Source organism: Curtobacterium sp. AC273 (assembly GCF_979253735.1).
In genome coordinates, this window is sequence record NZ_CEEDDU010000013.1 from 1 (window position 1) to 14404 (window position 14404).

Annotated in this window: 17 protein-coding genes and 2 pseudogenes; 12 read left to right on the forward strand and 7 right to left on the reverse strand. The window is 71.5% G+C overall.

Annotation, left to right across the window (positions count from 1 at the left end):
- Positions 1-86: 86 nt before the first annotated feature.
- Positions 87-1166, forward strand: a pseudogene (locus ACZ8AI_RS19815) (APC family permease); the annotation flags it as partial.
- On the opposite strand, the gene ACZ8AI_RS19820 reads toward ACZ8AI_RS19815, so the two are convergent.
- Positions 1139-1579, reverse strand: a complete 441-nt coding sequence (locus tag ACZ8AI_RS19820) for a BLUF domain-containing protein (RefSeq protein ID WP_464859714.1) — start codon at positions 1577-1579, stop codon at positions 1139-1141. The pseudogene ACZ8AI_RS19815 and the gene ACZ8AI_RS19820 overlap by 28 nt on opposite strands.
- Positions 1580-2088: 509 nt before the next feature.
- On the opposite strand from ACZ8AI_RS19820, the gene ACZ8AI_RS19825 reads away from it, so the two are divergent.
- The 5 genes from ACZ8AI_RS19825 to ACZ8AI_RS19845 all read left to right on the forward strand — a co-directional run bounded on the left by ACZ8AI_RS19825 (position 2089) and on the right by ACZ8AI_RS19845 (position 5520).
- Positions 2089-2544, forward strand: coding sequence for a hypothetical protein (locus tag ACZ8AI_RS19825; protein WP_464859566.1), 456 nt, complete (start codon positions 2089-2091; stop codon positions 2542-2544).
- A 34-nt stretch (positions 2545-2578) separates the two neighbouring features.
- The gene (locus ACZ8AI_RS19830) at positions 2579-2737 is read left to right on the forward strand and encodes a hypothetical protein (protein ID WP_464859567.1); all 159 of its coding nucleotides are present in this window, start codon (positions 2579-2581) and stop codon (positions 2735-2737) included.
- Positions 2738-3029: 292 nt separating this feature from the next.
- Complete coding sequence (locus ACZ8AI_RS19835) at positions 3030-3854, forward strand: hypothetical protein (RefSeq protein ID WP_464859568.1); 825 nt, start codon at positions 3030-3032, stop codon at positions 3852-3854.
- Positions 3851-4843: an SNF2-related protein gene (locus ACZ8AI_RS19840; RefSeq protein WP_464859569.1), complete on the forward strand. Its 993-nt coding sequence runs from the start codon at positions 3851-3853 to the stop codon at positions 4841-4843. Before ACZ8AI_RS19835 ends, ACZ8AI_RS19840 begins: the two co-directional genes overlap by 4 nt.
- The gene (locus ACZ8AI_RS19845; protein ID WP_464859570.1) at positions 4840-5520 is read left to right on the forward strand and encodes a DEAD/DEAH box helicase; all 681 of its coding nucleotides are present in this window, start codon (positions 4840-4842) and stop codon (positions 5518-5520) included. Before ACZ8AI_RS19840 ends, ACZ8AI_RS19845 begins: the two co-directional genes overlap by 4 nt.
- Positions 5521-5720: 200 nt before the next feature.
- Here ACZ8AI_RS19845 and ACZ8AI_RS19850 read toward each other — a convergent pair whose 3' ends face one another.
- The gene (locus tag ACZ8AI_RS19850; RefSeq protein WP_464859571.1) at positions 5721-6419 is read right to left on the reverse strand and encodes an aldo/keto reductase; all 699 of its coding nucleotides are present in this window, start codon (positions 6417-6419) and stop codon (positions 5721-5723) included.
- A 42-nt stretch (positions 6420-6461) separates the two neighbouring features.
- Here ACZ8AI_RS19850 and ACZ8AI_RS19855 point away from each other — a divergent pair, with 42 nt between their 5' ends.
- The 5 genes and pseudogenes from ACZ8AI_RS19855 (at position 6462) to ACZ8AI_RS19875 (ending at position 9055) form a co-directional block, all read left to right on the forward strand.
- On the forward strand, positions 6462-7346 hold the full coding sequence (locus ACZ8AI_RS19855; RefSeq protein ID WP_464859572.1) for an HNH endonuclease family protein: 885 nt from the start codon (positions 6462-6464) through the stop codon (positions 7344-7346).
- 214 nt (positions 7347-7560) lie between these two features.
- A pseudogene (locus ACZ8AI_RS19860) lies at positions 7561-8442 on the forward strand (SDR family oxidoreductase).
- Positions 8387-8674 (forward strand): GPP34 family phosphoprotein, encoded by a 288-nt coding sequence (locus ACZ8AI_RS19865; protein WP_464859715.1) that lies wholly within the window; start codon positions 8387-8389, stop codon positions 8672-8674. Before ACZ8AI_RS19860 ends, ACZ8AI_RS19865 begins: the two are co-directional and overlap by 56 nt.
- Positions 8643-8852: a hypothetical protein gene (locus tag ACZ8AI_RS19870; RefSeq protein ID WP_464859573.1), complete on the forward strand. Its 210-nt coding sequence runs from the start codon at positions 8643-8645 to the stop codon at positions 8850-8852. The genes ACZ8AI_RS19865 and ACZ8AI_RS19870 overlap by 32 nt, the downstream gene beginning before the upstream one ends.
- A gap of 2 nt (positions 8853-8854) precedes the next feature.
- A complete protein-coding gene (locus tag ACZ8AI_RS19875; protein ID WP_464859574.1) occupies positions 8855-9055 on the forward strand; it encodes a hypothetical protein in 201 nt (66 codons plus the stop codon).
- A gap of 23 nt (positions 9056-9078) precedes the next feature.
- Here ACZ8AI_RS19875 and ACZ8AI_RS19880 read toward each other — a convergent pair whose 3' ends face one another.
- Positions 9079-9441 carry a hypothetical protein gene (locus ACZ8AI_RS19880; protein ID WP_464859575.1) on the reverse strand — a complete coding sequence of 121 codons (363 nt, stop codon included), beginning with the start codon at positions 9439-9441 and terminating at the stop codon, positions 9079-9081.
- A 111-nt stretch (positions 9442-9552) separates the two neighbouring features.
- Complete coding sequence (locus ACZ8AI_RS19885) at positions 9553-9930, reverse strand: hypothetical protein (RefSeq protein ID WP_464859576.1); 378 nt, start codon at positions 9928-9930, stop codon at positions 9553-9555.
- A 519-nt stretch (positions 9931-10449) separates the two neighbouring features.
- On the opposite strand from ACZ8AI_RS19885, the gene ACZ8AI_RS19890 reads away from it, so the two are divergent.
- Positions 10450-10866 carry a hypothetical protein gene (locus ACZ8AI_RS19890; protein WP_464859577.1) on the forward strand — a complete coding sequence of 139 codons (417 nt, stop codon included), beginning with the start codon at positions 10450-10452 and terminating at the stop codon, positions 10864-10866.
- A gap of 301 nt (positions 10867-11167) precedes the next feature.
- On the opposite strand, the gene ACZ8AI_RS19895 is transcribed toward ACZ8AI_RS19890, so the two are convergent.
- From ACZ8AI_RS19895 to ACZ8AI_RS19905, 3 genes are read right to left on the reverse strand one after another with little or no spacing between them, the layout of a single operon-like run.
- Complete coding sequence (locus tag ACZ8AI_RS19895; protein WP_464859578.1) at positions 11168-11533, reverse strand: hypothetical protein; 366 nt, start codon at positions 11531-11533, stop codon at positions 11168-11170.
- Positions 11523-14021: a ribonuclease H-like domain-containing protein gene (locus ACZ8AI_RS19900; RefSeq protein ID WP_464859579.1), complete on the reverse strand. Its 2499-nt coding sequence runs from the start codon at positions 14019-14021 to the stop codon at positions 11523-11525. The genes ACZ8AI_RS19895 and ACZ8AI_RS19900 overlap by 11 nt, the downstream gene beginning before the upstream one ends.
- Positions 14018-14383, reverse strand: a complete 366-nt coding sequence (locus tag ACZ8AI_RS19905; protein WP_464859580.1) for a hypothetical protein — start codon at positions 14381-14383, stop codon at positions 14018-14020. Before ACZ8AI_RS19905 ends, ACZ8AI_RS19900 begins: the two co-directional genes overlap by 4 nt.
- Between the last annotated feature and the right edge of the window lie 21 nt (positions 14384-14404).

Below are 14404 nucleotides of genomic sequence, written 5' to 3' on the forward strand. Positions count from 1 at the left end.
TGTACTTCGTTCAGTTTGGAGATTTGGGTGTTTAACCGTTTTCGCATTTATCGTGAAACGCTTTCGCGTTTTCGTGCGCCGCTTCAGTCAGCTGGTTCATCGGCTGGGACCTGCTGCTCGAGTACACCGCGATCGTGGCGGTGGTCGCGATCGGCATCTCCGGCTACGTCGGGTTCCTGGTCGGCCAGTTCGGCATCGACCTGCCCGCCTGGATGCTCGGCGCCCCCGGGACCGGCAGACGGCCACGTGATCGACGTCTTCGGATCATCCTCTGCCTGCTCCCGCGTTCGTCCTGACCCGTGGCATCCGCAGCGCCGCCCGCTTCGAGTTCGTGGCCGTCGGCATCAAGGTGGCGCTCGTCGTGCTCATCGTGGTGCTCGGTAATGTTCCACATCGACAGCGCGAACTACTTCGCCGTACTTCCCGTTCGGCTTGGCGGCGTCATGACCGGTGCCGCGACCGTGTTCTTCGCCGTGTTCGGCTACGACGCGATGTCCACCGCGGCCGAGAAGTCCACCGACGCCCGGAAGCACATGCCGAAGGCGATCCTGCTGTCCCTCGGCATCTCGATGGTCCTGTACGTGCTGGCGACGCTCGTCCTCACCGGGATGCAGAAGTACACCGACATCGACCCCCGCCTCGGGCTTCTCGTCGGCGTTCGCGCGGTCTGCTCGGCCTCGGCGGTGTCGCGAACGTCATCGCGATCAGCGCCATCGTCGGCATCATCACCGTGCTCGTGACGTTCCTGCTCGGTGCCAGCCGCGTCTGGTTCTCGATGAGCCGCGACGGCCTGGTGCCAAGTGGTTCGCAAGACCGACCCCAAGCGACACGTGCCGACCCGGGTCACGTGGATCCTGGGCATCGCGTCGGCGATCCTGGCGGGCGTCCTGCCGATCGGCGTCGGTGGCGGAGCTGACGAACATTGGCATCCTGCTCGCGTTCGTGGTGGTCTGCTCCGCGGTGATCGTGCTCCGCTACCGCCAGCCCGACCTCGACCGCCAGTTCCGGCTGCCGTTCATGCCGGTGATCCCGATCATCGGCGTGATCGCGTCGCTGGCCAAGCTCGGCGTTCCTGCAATTGGGAGACCTGGGTCCGCTTCGCGATCTGGTTCGCGATCGGCCTCGGCGTGTACTTCGGCTACTCGCGCCGGCACAGCAAGCTGGCGACGGGAGAGTCGACCGGCAAGCCGATCGGCGACTGGCTTGGCAGCGCACGGCCGCCGCAGCGCGCCGCCGCCGCGGGGTTCACGCCTCGCGGCGGTGCCTTGCTGCTCGACGCCGTCGGGTCGCCGTCGGGTGGTTCCGGAACCAGCGCGGCAGCTCCCGCGGCCGGCTCGTGTCGCACTCCGGTCCCCGCCGCGAGGAACCCGCTGAACCCCTCGGGCACGTCGCCGCCGTCGGCCTCGCGGTCGTACGCCATCGACCACTCCGGGAAGCGCCGCGTGTGGATCGACTCCTCGACGAGCAGCCGGACCTCCTCGTGGCGCGGGTCCTCGACGATCCGGGCGTAGGTCGCGATCACGGCGTCGTACGGGCCCTCGAGCAGCTGCATGAAGCGGCCGGCCCGGTGCACGAGCATGCCGGTGAGGCCCGCGTCGGCGGTGTTCGGCGCGGGCGTGTTCGAGCACCGCCGCGAGGGCCTCCTCGTCGAACGGCTCGGAGGAGGCCGAACTCATGTAGACCAGTGACTGCAACATGCGACTCCCACCCGGACGGACCGACAACGATCCTGCCGGGGATCGGCTCCGGTCCGACGCCCCCAAGTAGACCCGGTGCGCGCAGCGGCCGATCGCCTACTGCCGCACCTCGCGCATGTTCTGTGCCTGCCAGCCTCGGGGATCGACTCGCGGAACGCCCGCAGCGCGTCGGCGAGGTCTTGCCGGTCACCTCGTGCGGCAGTGGCATTCCCGCAGCCGCGCGATCGCCCGGACGATCATCTCCCAGGTCGCCTTGCTCGTGACCGCGTTGATCTACTGCAACTCGAAGCCGTCCAGGTCGAGCGCCGCGATCGCGGCCTGCCGAGCCGATTCGATGTCATCCCCGCTGCCCTCGGCTTCGCGGGTGGCCGTGGATCGCAGTTCGCCTCGCATGGTCGTCACCGTCCCAGTATGGCCGCGGCTGCGCGCTGCTGCGGTCGGTGGCACCTGGCAGACTCGACGCGTGCCAGCCGCCCCGATGATCGACGCCGTCGACGTCATCCGTTTCGTCGGGCCGCAGGCGTTCGGCCAGGCCCGTGACCTCGTCCGCGCCGGCCTGGTCGACGACGCCGACTGGCACGACGACGACGGCACGGTCACCGCGACGGTCTCCGGTTCGGCCGACGACCCGTACCAGGTCGGATCGAGCCACCCCGGCGCGCGGCGAGTTCGTCCGGCCGGTCCACCCCCAGCACCTGGCGCTGCCGCTGCAGGGCGAGTGCAAGCACGTCGCCGCCGCGCTCCTCACCATCAACGCCCGTGCCTCGCCGCCGCGGCTGGCCCACGTGCGGAAGCGCCGGCTCCGCCGCCCTCTGACTGGAGGCGACCTCGCGCCCGCCGCCGGTGACGACGAGCAGTCGGTCGCTCCGCAGGGCACGCCCATGGGCCTGCAGTTCGAGTTGCGTGACGCGGTGTCGGCCCGGCTCGCGTCCCGCGCGCGGGCGGCCGGTCGGGCACTGCCCACGGCCTCGCGGTCGGTGCGGCTCGGCGTCCGCGGTGACCCGGAGCGACGCCGGCAACTGGGTGCGCGGGCAGCCTGACGTGGGGCACGCTCCCCTACTCGATGAACCGGTTCGGCCTGTCCCCCGAGCAGCACGGCTGGTTCCACCTGGTTCGCCACGCGCTCCACCGCGCCGGGCAGCTCGCCGGGCTGCCAGGTGGGGCTCGACTGGATCCACCTCGACGGCTTCGGCAGCCCACTGCTCTGGCCGCTGCTCGGGCAGGCACAGGCGCTGGGGATCGCCTTCGTGACCGGCAAGCGCGAGGGCGGTGCGGTGCTCGGCGCCGAGGCGCGGGTGCTCCATCGATGCCGCCCAGCACGAGGACGGACTGGTGCTCGGGGCGAGTGCGGTCCTCGACGGCCGGCCGGTGGTCGACGGCGCCGCCCGGATACTGATCGGCGACCACGGGCTCTACGTCTTCCGCGAAGGCGAGTTCCACGTCGTGTTCGCCCCGACCTCCGGCCCGGTACCCGAGGACCAGCGCCGCATGCTCGTCGAGGGCACGCGCATCACGGTGCCCGCGGCCGAGGTCGACGAGTTCCTAGCCGACTGGTCCCCGAGGCTGCGCGGCGCCCTCGGGCTCGTCAGCTCCGACGGTTCGATCGCGCTCCCGGAGCGCACGCCGCCCGAGCGCCGATGCTCCGGCGACCTTCGAGCCGGCGCGACTCCCCCGGACGGACGACCGCGTGCACCTGCAGGTGGCGCTGGCACGTCGACGGCCGAGAAGGACCCGGTCGCGCTGCACGGCCCCCTGCCGGACCTGAGCGGTCTGCGTGCGGCGGACGACGCCGTGGAGCCGACCACGTCGGGGACGACGGCCGACGACGCGGACCGAGCCGCGCCTCCAGGCCCTGGAACCGGCGCTGGCCCGGGCGGTGGACTGGACTGGTTCGTGGACGGCACCGTCGACGGCGCCGACGTCGCGGTGTTCGCGACCGAGCTGCTGCCGGCGCTCCCCGCGCTCGGCGTCCGCACCGTGGTGCAGGGCGAGCGCGTCGACTACGAGCGGCTGACCGGACGGCCGCACATCACGGTCACGACCATGCCGTCCGAAGCACGACTGGTTCGACCTCGGGATCTTCGTCACCGTGAACGGCAAGCAGGTGCCGTTCACGCCGCTGCTCCGAGGCGCTCGCCAAGCAGGACCGGCGGATGAAGCTCGTCGACAACTCGTACCTGTCGCTCGGCGACCCGGCGTTCGACCGGCTCAAGGGGCTCATCGACGAAGCGCGCGACCTCGACGAGTGGGAGCCCGACCAGCCGATGACGGTGGCCCCGCCGCTGCAGGCCGGGCTCTGGTCAGAGTTCGACCAGCTCGCCGACGAGACCTCGCACGACGAACGCTGGCAGACGATCGCGTCCGGGCTGCTCGGGGCGACCCCGCCGGAGTCGGTCCCCCTGCCGGACTCGGTGCACGCGGAGCTCCGGCCGTACCAGCACGCCGGCTACGCGTGGCTGTCGTTCCTGCTGTCGCACGGCATCGGCGGGGTGCTCGCCGACGACATGGGCCTCGGCAAGACTTGGCACACGCAGGTGCTCGCGATGATCGCGGCCGCGCGGCAGGCCTCGCCCGAGGGGCCGCCGTTCCTCGTGGTCGCGCCGACCTCCGTGGTCGGCAACTGGGCGGACGAGGCGGCGAAGTTCACCCCGTCGCTCCGGGTCACCACCGTCACCGCGACCTCGCTGAAGGACCCGGCCCGGGTGGCTCGGGCGGCGGCCGCGTCGGACATCGTCGTCACGTCGTACGCGCTGCTCCGCCTCGACGCGGCCGCGTACACCGACCTGTCGTGGTCGGCGCTCGTGCTCGACGAGGCGCAGTTCGTGAAGAACCCGCAGTCGCAGACGCACCGCGCCGCCGTGGAGCTCCGCGCGCCGGTGAAGTTCGCGATCACGGGGACGCCGCTCGAGAACGGGCTGACCGACCTGTGGGCGCTGTTCCACGTCGTCGCGCCCGGGCTGCTGTCGTCGTGGTCGCGGTTCGGCGACGACTGCATTGAAGCCGTTGGCCTCCCCGACCTGCGGGGCGTCGCGCGCCAGGAACTCACCGAGCGGTTGCGACAGCGGATCCGGCCGCTCATGCTCCGACGGACGAAGGAGAGCGTCGCCGCCGACCTGCCACGAAGCAGGAGCAGGTCGTCGGAGTGACGCTCGACCCCGAGCACCGGGCTCTGTACGAGCGGACGCTGAACCGGGAGCGCCTGAAGGTGCTCGACCTGATCGACGACCTGGCGCGGAACCGGATGATCGTCTTCCGGTCGCTGACGCTGCTGCGGATGCTGGCACTGTCACCGGCGCTGGTCGACGGCTCGCGGGAGGACCTGTCCTCCGCGAAGCTCGAACTGCTGCTCGACGAACTCGAGCAGCTCGCCGCCGAGGGCCGCCGTGCCCTGGTCTTCAGCCAGTTCGCGTTCCTCCGCATGGTCGCCGCGCTCGACGAGCGCGGCATCGAGTACGAGTACCTCGACGGGTCCACGCGGCGTCGGCCCGAGGTGATCGACCGCTTCCGGACGGGCACCGCGCCGGCGTTCCTCATCTCGCTCAAGGCCGGCAGGTTCGGGCTGACCCTGACCGAGGCCGACACCGTGTTCGTGCTCGACCCGTGGTGGAACCCCGCGACCGAGAACCAGGCGGTCGACCGCACGCACCGCATCGGCCAGACGCAGTCCGTGAACGTGCAGCGGTTCATCGCCGAGGACACCATCGAGGAGAAGGTCCTCGCGCTCGCGGCGAAGAAGGCCGAGCTGTTCGCCACGATGATCGACGACGACGCGCTGTTCGCCGAGGACCTGACGGCCGACGACATCCGGTCGCTGCTGGACTGAGCGGGCCGGGGGCTGCTGGCGGCGCCGGGCGGGCCAGGCGTGCCGGGCGTGCGCGCGTCCGGTTCGGCGTGCCGCCGCAACGGAAGTCACGCCGAACCGCGGCGTGCACCAGTTCGGCGGCCAGAGCTTCGCGCTTGTGCGGACGCAGCGTGCGCCGGGTCAGTGGCCGAGGGCGTCGATCCGTGCGACCTCGTCGGCGCTCAGCTCGATGCGGGCTCCGGCGGCGTTCGAGGCGATGCGCTCGGGTTCGACGACTTCGGGATGACGACGAACTCGTGCGCCACGTGCCACGCGACGATCACCTGGGCGGCGTCGACGTCGTGCGCCTCGGCGATCGAGACGAGCGTCGGGTCCACCAGGTTGCTCGCCTTGAAGGGGCTGTAGCCCTCGAGGACGACCCCGCGCTCGGACAGCCCGTCGGCGATCCCGCACGGTCGTACTCGACCGGGCTCCACTTGATCTGGTTCACGGCCGGGGTCGTTCCGGTCGCGGAGACCAGCTCGTCGATCTGCGCGAGCAGGTAGTTGCTCACCCGACCGCGCGGGGTGAGGCCGTCGGCCTGCTGGACGACCTGCTCCCAGACGTCCGGGCGGGCCTCGCCGTTCGGCGGCCAGTGCACGAGCCAGAGGGTCGAGGTGGTCGAGGCCGAGCTGCTCGAGGCTCTCCTCGATGGTCTCGCGCACACGGTCGGCGTTGTCCGGCGGGAGCTTGGTCGTGACGAAGACGTCGTCGCGGGCCAGGCCGGACGATGCGATCGCCTTCCCCACCCCGCGCTGGTTGCTGTAGCCCGTGGCGGTGTCGATGTGGCGGTAGCCGGCCTCGAGTGCCGAGCCCACCGCGGCGGGAGCATCGGCGTCGGGGATCTGCCGGGTGCCGAAGCCCGGGCGGCATCGACCCACCGGTGACGGACACGGACGGATTCGCGTAATCGGTCCTTGCCCGTGTCTACGCCCGACGATGTCGGTCCTTCACAGGAAGATCGATCCCGGTCCCGCCGGACCCGCACCGCCGCACCACCGAGGAGCCCCACCCCGCATGACGTCCCGCCGACGCCGTGCCCGCACCAGCCTCATGTCCGTCATCGTCGTCCTCGCCCTCGCGGTCGGCGCCTACGCACTCCACACCACCGGGGTGCTCGCGCCCGATGCCGAAGCCGCTCCGGCGGCGACCGCCGCCGCGACCGACGCACCCACCATCCGAGCAAGGAACCCGACGCGCCGGAGCCGAGCCGCGCCTCAGTCCGACCGCAGGCGGCACCGCGACCAGCGCTGCGAGCGCACGAGGCCCAGCTCGCTGCCCTGCCGGTCAAGGGCAAAGCGCCGGCGACCGGCTACGACCGCGAGGGCGACTTCGGCACCGCGTGGCTCGACGTCGACCGGAACGAGTGCGACACCCGCAACGACGTGCTGGCGCAGGACCTCACCGCCATCACCCGTCAAGGGCCGTGCACGGTGCTGACGGGGACGCTGTCGCCGTACACCGGGGCGACGGTCGACTTCGTGCACGGGAACCGGACCTCGACCCTCGTGCAGATCGACCACGTCGTCGCGCTCGAGAACGCGTGGCGGACCGGCGCCCAGCAGCTCAGCCAGACCGAACGCGAGGCCCTGGCGAACGACCCGGAGAACCTCTTCGCCGTCGGCGGGCACTCGAACGCGCAGAAGCGCTCGGGCGACGCCCGCCTGACCTGGCTGCCGGCCGACAAAGTCCTTCCGCTGCACCTACGTCGACACCAGGTGCACGCGGTGAAGGCGGGTACCGACTGTGGGTCGCCCCGGCGGAGCACGATGCGATGGCCCGGATCCTCGGAGGCTGCTGAACGCTGAACGACAGGTGTAGTCTAAGTACCTCGATGCAGCTGCACCGGACCGGACTCGAGCTGCCCTGCGCCGCACCACGAGCGCCGCGCGGACCCCGAGTAGCCCCTTCACCGTCGAAGACCTCCAGGAGGCCACCCCATGCCCACCACCCGCTTCACCGACCGCGCCGTCCTCATCACCGGCGGCGGCTCCGGCCTCGGCTGCGCTACCTGCTGTCCGTCTGGCGACCGAGGGCGCCGCGCTCTCCCTCGTCGACGTCTCCGCCGAAGGGCTCGAGGCGTCGAAGGCCGCCGTGCTCGAGGCATCCCCCGACGCGCAGGTCCTGACCACTGTCGCGGATGTCTCCGACCAGGCCCAGGTCGAGGCGTACGTCGCCGCGACCACCGAGCGCTTCTCCGGACGCATCGACGGCTTCTTCAACAACGCCGGCATCGAGGGCAAGCAGAACCCCACCGAGTCCTTCACCGCCGCCGAGTTCGACCGTGTCGTCTCGATCAACCTCCGTGGTGTGTTCCTCGGCCTCGAGAAGGTGCTCGCGGTCATGCGTTCGCAGGGAAGCGGCATGGTCGTGAACACCGCGAGCGTCGGTGGTATCCGCGGCATCGGCAACCAGTCCGGCTACGCCGCCGCCCAGCACGGCAATGTCGGCCTCACCCGGCAACTCCGCCGTCGAGTACGGCCAGTACGGCATCCGCATCAACGCCATCGCCCCCCGGAGCGATCTGGACGCCGATGATCGAGAACTCGATGAAGCAGCTCGACCCGGAGAACCCGCGGAAGGCCGCCGAGGAGTTCATCCAGGTCAACCCGTCCGAAGCGCTACGGCGAGGCGCCCGAGATCGCTGCCGTCGTCGCCTTCCTGCTCTCCGACGACGCCTCGTACGTCAACGCGACGGTGGTCCCGATCGACGGCGGCCAGTCCGCCAAGTACTCGTGGATCCGGTCCGACGCGCGGCGCACCTCACGGTGTCCTGCGCGTCGGCCTGGAGGCGCGGCACCCCTCCGCCCCGCGTGGCACCATGCGGACATGGCTGAGTTGCTGACCCATCCCCCAGGCCTTCGCGCTGCTCCAGATCGCCCCCGACGGGCGTCGCAGTACTGACGGTCAACGACTCGACCTCGGTCTCGCCGGCGCCGCGCTGGTGGACCTCTCGCCATGCGGGGTGCGATCACGTTGCAGGACGGCCGCGTCCGGGATCGCCACCGGCACCCCCACCGGCGACGCCGCCCTCGACGGGGTGCTCGAGCAGGTGCGCGCTGTCTACTCCGTGTCGGTCACGCCGCCGGAAGGCGAGGTGGTGGGTGCAGCGCCTCGGCAAGCGCCCGCTCCGTGACGCGGTCCTGGCCGGTCTCCTGCAGCGCGGCATCGTCTCGGAGGAGCAGCGCACCACCCTCGTGCTGTTCACCACCACCCCGGCCATCCCGAGCTCGACGGCGGCCCGGAGTCGCTCGTCCGGGCCGGGTTGCCGACGTGCTGGCGCAGCGGACCCCGCCGAGCCCCGTACCTGGTGACGGTGATCGGTCTGCTCGACGCGACCGGCACCCTGCGGAACCAGTTCGGCGCGGTCGACAAGGCCCTCGTCCGGTCGATCAGCGAGGGCGAGTGGGCCTCCACCCGCCGTCCGCGCCGTGCTGTCGGACATCCAGGCGGCAGCCATGACCGCCGGCGTGCTCGCGGCGACGACGGCCGCCACCACGGCGACGCGACGAGCTGACCCGTCCGCGCCCGTCCGTCGCGTCACTGCCCGAGCGAGATCGCAGCCGCTCGCCCACCAGTAGCCGAGCAGGCCGCCGGCCGGTGCCTCGAGGCCCGCGACGACCCGGCCCTTCCGCAGCAGCGCGTCGTCGCCGCGCCTCGGGCCTGGTCGATCTCCCGCTCGAGCCGTTCGAACCGCTGCACATGGCGGAGCGTGTCGTTCAGGACGACCAGCGCGTCGACGTGCCACGTCCGGCGCTCCTCGGCGACATCGGCGAGGTACCGCACCGCTTCGTCGGAGTGCACCCGCGGCAACCCGGTGATCCACGCGCCGACCTGGTCCGGCCTGTGGGTGACGACCGCCGGGGCCGCCTTGTCGCCGAACCGCAGCTTCGCCGCCGCCACCACGAGCACCGGCTGCGGTCGAGGATCGGCCCACCCGCGGCCGCGGACAGCAGCGCCGTCGCACGCTCCTCGGCGACGGCACGGTGCGCATGTGCGGTTGTCCGCTGCCCGTTACGGTGAGGGTGCGTCCGCCGCCCAGACGTCTGCCCGGCGGATATTCCTTTTCGTGTTGGTCGAGAAGATCGCCGGTCGGCCCGACGATGATGTGGTCGATGTCGGTCGAGCGGTCTTCCCGACGGCACCCGCGTGGAGCACCGTGAACTCCGGCCCGAGCGCGTCGAGCGCCCGTGCGACGTCCCGCTCGCCGATCGCGCCCTTGAACCAGGACCGGGCATCCCCTCGTGCTTGGCGGATCGATGCCCCCAGAACCGCTGCCAGCCCGTCCGCGCCGGAGCGGCCGACTGGATCGCGAGACACTCCTGCATCACCGCGTAGCCGAGGCTTCCGTGCGCGGAGCGTCAGCTGCGCGCCACCCTTCGCTTCCCCCATGGTGCAACCGTCCCAGGGGTCCCGGGTGCGGTAGCCCTCGTTCTGGCGTCAGCACCCCGAGCGGAGACAGTCGCGTTCTGCGCCGTGTCGGATCGGACCGCGAACCCCCCCCCCCGAGATGGTCGTCCGGATCCGACATCCGTCACAAGCAACCAACGTGTGGGCTGCGGCGCGCCGCCGGTGGCGGAAGCGAGGGAAGGGCAGTTCCTCGTCGAGCGAACGACACGCGCCCAGTTCTGCAGGGGATCGCTCATCTCCCGGGCCGACGGCAGGATGGAGGCGACATCGAGGAAGTAGGGCGACGATGCCGTTGGGCGGTCCAGGGCCACGAGGGTGGTCCCCTTCGGGGTACTTCGCCGACGCTCCTCCCGGTCCGACGCCGCGAGGTCCTCGGACGAGAACCGCGGTCGTCGAGCCGAGACGCGCCACTCGACCGTGGGCCTTAAACGACACTCGCGATGCTGCTCGGTGCGGGCAGCTTGGTCCTGGCACTGGTTGAACCGCAGCGGTCGGGCGTCCGTGACGGGGTTCATCGCGTCCTCGATCGGCATCCCCGCCATCGTGGTCGGCAGTCGCCTGGTGAAGGACTGGTACCGGAACGGAGCGGTCGCTCGTGCGTTCGGTCGGGGCGGCGCGATCCTCGAGACCGTCGGTACCGCGCTCATGGCGTACGCAGTCCTCGGGGTGGGACTGTCGGTCGTTGGAGTGCACCTGCCGGCGCTGTCCCTGCTGATCGAATCGCGGGGCTCCGTCCTCGGCGGTGTGACGGCCATCGACATGATCCGCCGTCGATGCCGATCGGACGGCTCCCACGGCAGCGCCGACCGCACCCGCAGCGCCTGCGGTCCCCGTGGCGGAACCCGTCCCCGCCGCGGCACCCGAACCGGAGACCGGCGGGCCACCGAACGGGACGGCGCCCACCTCGTTCGAGGCTGAAACAGTCCGCGCTCGCAGAGTGCCAGCACACTCGCGTTCGTGCTCCGCCAGGAGTTCGCCAGCGGCTCCTTCCCGGAGACCCTGACTGTCGTTCGGGGCGATTCGACCTGGTCGTGCTGCCCGATGGCCGGGCCGCGGCCGCCCTTCCTGACGGCGCGCGTCCTCTGCTCCGTGTCCTCAGGCAGACCGGTCGGGTGGTCGATCACGGTCGTCGGATCGCGATTCGGAGCGATCGCCACCTACAAGTTCTGCATAGTCGGCACGGTGCAGGGCGGCTGAGCTCCGGCGTCAGACCGCGTCGTCAGCGGCGCGGCTCGACGAGCTGATGAACCGCGACAGCAACGACAGCCCGGCGATGGACGGCGGCAACCCCGTGGTCAAGCGCCGGCGAGTACACGAGGTACGCCGCCCACTTCGCCCGCGACAACGCCACGTTCAACCGGTTCGGCATGAGCAGGAAGTCGAGCCCACGCGGGATGTCGGCAGCGCTCGACGCCGCCAGCGAGACGATCGACACGACGGCCTCGCGCCCCTGGAACAGTGTCGGCCGTGCCGACCTGGGTCCCCCCCATGCCGGCCCGGTCGAGTTCCTGCCGGATGACCGCACCCTGGCGTTGTAGGGGCGCTGATCGACGATGACGTCCTCGTCGGTGAGGTCACGCGACACGTCGCCGTCGACCCAGCGGCGTCCGACGACGTCCCGCGCGAGCTGCACGACACGGGCGGCCTCCTCGAGCGAGGACGTCGTGTTCCCGGCGTTGCGCGACCGGCACCGCGTGCACGCCGGGGGTCGGCGCTCGCCGAGGTGCCGTCCGGAGACCATCGACGCGAGCTGCCCGTCGTAGGACAACGAGGGACACCGACGCCGTCAGCGCCGGCTCCATCCGGACGCGTGCGGGCGAGGAAGTACCCGAACTCCGGCGGCAGCACGTGCCCGCCGTCGGTAGCCACCCGAGCGCCGACTGGTCGACGGGCTCCGGGTGCGACCCCTGCGACACCTGGGGCAGCTGCTGCGGGTCACCGAGCAACAGCAGCCGCGATGCCCGTGATGGACGAGGCGATGGTCGGGGCGAGCGAGAACTGTCCGGCCTCGTCGACCACGAGCAGGTCGAGGGAGCGACGCCCGATGGTCGTCTCGTTCGCGAACGTCCACGCGGTGCCGCCGACGACTCCCCCGGTGCCCGAGGCCTCGCACGACTCCAGGAACGCAGCGACGGCGGCGTTGTTCTTCGCCGGCGTCCACGCCGCAGCGTCGACGTCGTCGGGATCCGCGCCGGAGCGAGGGACCTTGACGACCCGGTCCGCGGCGACACCCGCCCGCACCACGGCCGACAGGAAGTTCTCCGACGTCGCGTGCGACTGACCGACGACCCCGACGCGCCAGCCGTGCTCGCGGACGAGCCGCGCGACGACGTTCGACCCGACGTAGGTCTTGCCCGTGCCGGGAGGCCCTGGATCGCCAGGTACGACCGGTCGAGCCCGAGCAGCGTCGCCACCACGGCGGACACCGTGTCGTCGCCCTGCACCGGAGCGATCCCCCCGCGCGGCGGGACTCGGCGCAGTAGGTCGAGTGCCGGGTCGGGCAGCATCGACGGCAGCTCGTCGAGCACCGTCTGGCCCCACTCCGCGATCGCCTCGGGCTGGGGCTTCGCCCGCGGTGGCGCTGCCGGAGCGATGGCGACCGGGAAGTCGGTGCGGCTCGCCGCCGAGCAGGCAGGCTCTCCTTGAGCAGCACCTCGGTGGCGTCGCCGTTGTCGCTGACGTCGAGGACGACCGCGCGAGCCGATGCGCCCTTCGACCCGGGCCCGGGGAGTCGACCGATGGCGGGGAGTGGGTCGTCGTAGACGAGGTGGGGCGCCTCCAGGCCGGAGCCGCGAACCGGGCGCGAGCGTCCCCGACAACCGGAGTCCTCGTGACTGCGAGCGGGCACGCGGCAGCGTGTCCCAGTCCCGCTCGACGGACGCGCGTTCGACGACGAGGACGTCGCGGGTGTCCGCCCAGTCGTCGACCGGGTTCCGCAGGCGGTCGAAGTGGTCCTGCCAGAAGGTCTTGGCCTCGCGGCGGTGGCAGTCGATGGCGGCTGTGGCGAGCGCCAACGCGGTCTGGTCGGGCGTGCGGTCCAGAGCCTCGACGTCCTCGAGCTCGGCGGCGAGCGCGACGGACACCGGGTTCGGCTCGCGGTCGACGGGGATGGGCGGCAGGAGCTCGGACGGCTCCGGCTCCGGCCCGCGCGCGGGCGCCGGCGTCCGCAACGTCAGGAGCCAGTCGCGCAGCCGCAGCGTCGACCGGCAGTCGTAGGCGTTGTAGTCGGCGACCTCGTCGAGCATGTGCTGCCCGGCCGCAGGGTCACCGTTCCGGAGCTCCTCGATCGCGTCGACGTAGGCGGTGATGCTGTCCGCGGCGTTCGTGACGTCGCTCTCGCGCAGGTCCTCACCCATGTACAGCGGCTCGAGCTTCTTGATCGGTAGCTGTCTGCCGACCACCAGCGCCTTCCGCACGATCGGGTACAGGTCCACCAGCACGCCCGCGCCGGAGCAGGTCGTCGACCGCTTCTTCGCCGACCCCGTGCCGAGCCGCAGGACAGCAGGTGCGTCCGCTCGTACGCCGCGTAGTGGTAGATGTGCATGCCGGGGTACTTGCTCGCGCCGCGCCTGGATGAACGCGAGGAAGTCGAGCAGCGCCTGCCGCTCATCGCGGATCGTGTGCGCCCAGAACGCCGTGAACTCGGCGCGGTCGTCGACCAGCCCGAACAGGTAGTCGAGGCCCAGTGCACGCCGTCCTCGGTGTGCAGCGGGTCGCCCTCGAAGTCGAAGAAGACGTCGCCCGCGTCCGGCGCGGGATCGCGCTCGAGGGCGCGCGGGTCGAGGACCTCGTACAGCGGCTGGTGTGGGATGCCGGGCGCGCGGCTCGCGTCGCGCGCGTGCTCGGTGTTGACCTGGAGGCGCGCCTGCCGCACCAGCCTGTCCTGCGTCCCACGCGACAAGCCCGGCACCGCCGCGGTGCGGTCCGCCAGGTCGTCGATCGTCCGCACTCCGTGCCGGATCAGCTTCGCCCGCTGGTCGAGGTGCATCCCCGCGACGAGCACGAGGTCGCGGTGGTCCGCCACCTGGGTCGAGCAGGACGTCGCAGCGCCCGCAGCTCATAGCGCGGGTCACCCCACCGCAGCGGTTCGTCCGCCGCGATGCGCTCGGCGATGACCCGCTGCAGCTCGGCGCGCTGCGTGCGGTACACCGGGGCGATGTCGGCGAGCTTCGTGCGTGGTCGTCGTCCGGTCGCCGAGCACGAGGTGGACCTGCTCGCCGGTGGGGATGCCGTGCGCCTGCATCCGTTCGGCGTAGGCGGCGAGCTGCAGCAGTGCGCTGGTCTTGGCGTGCCGGGCGAGCTTGGTGTCGTAGACCTCGTACTCGCCGCGGTCGTTGCGGATGATGAAGTCCGCGAAGCCGATGAAGCCGCTGCCGTCGGCGGAGGCCGGCACGTGGAAGGTCGGTTGGTACAGGACGTCGGCGCCGTTCCGCATGGCGTCCAGCGCCGCTTTCGG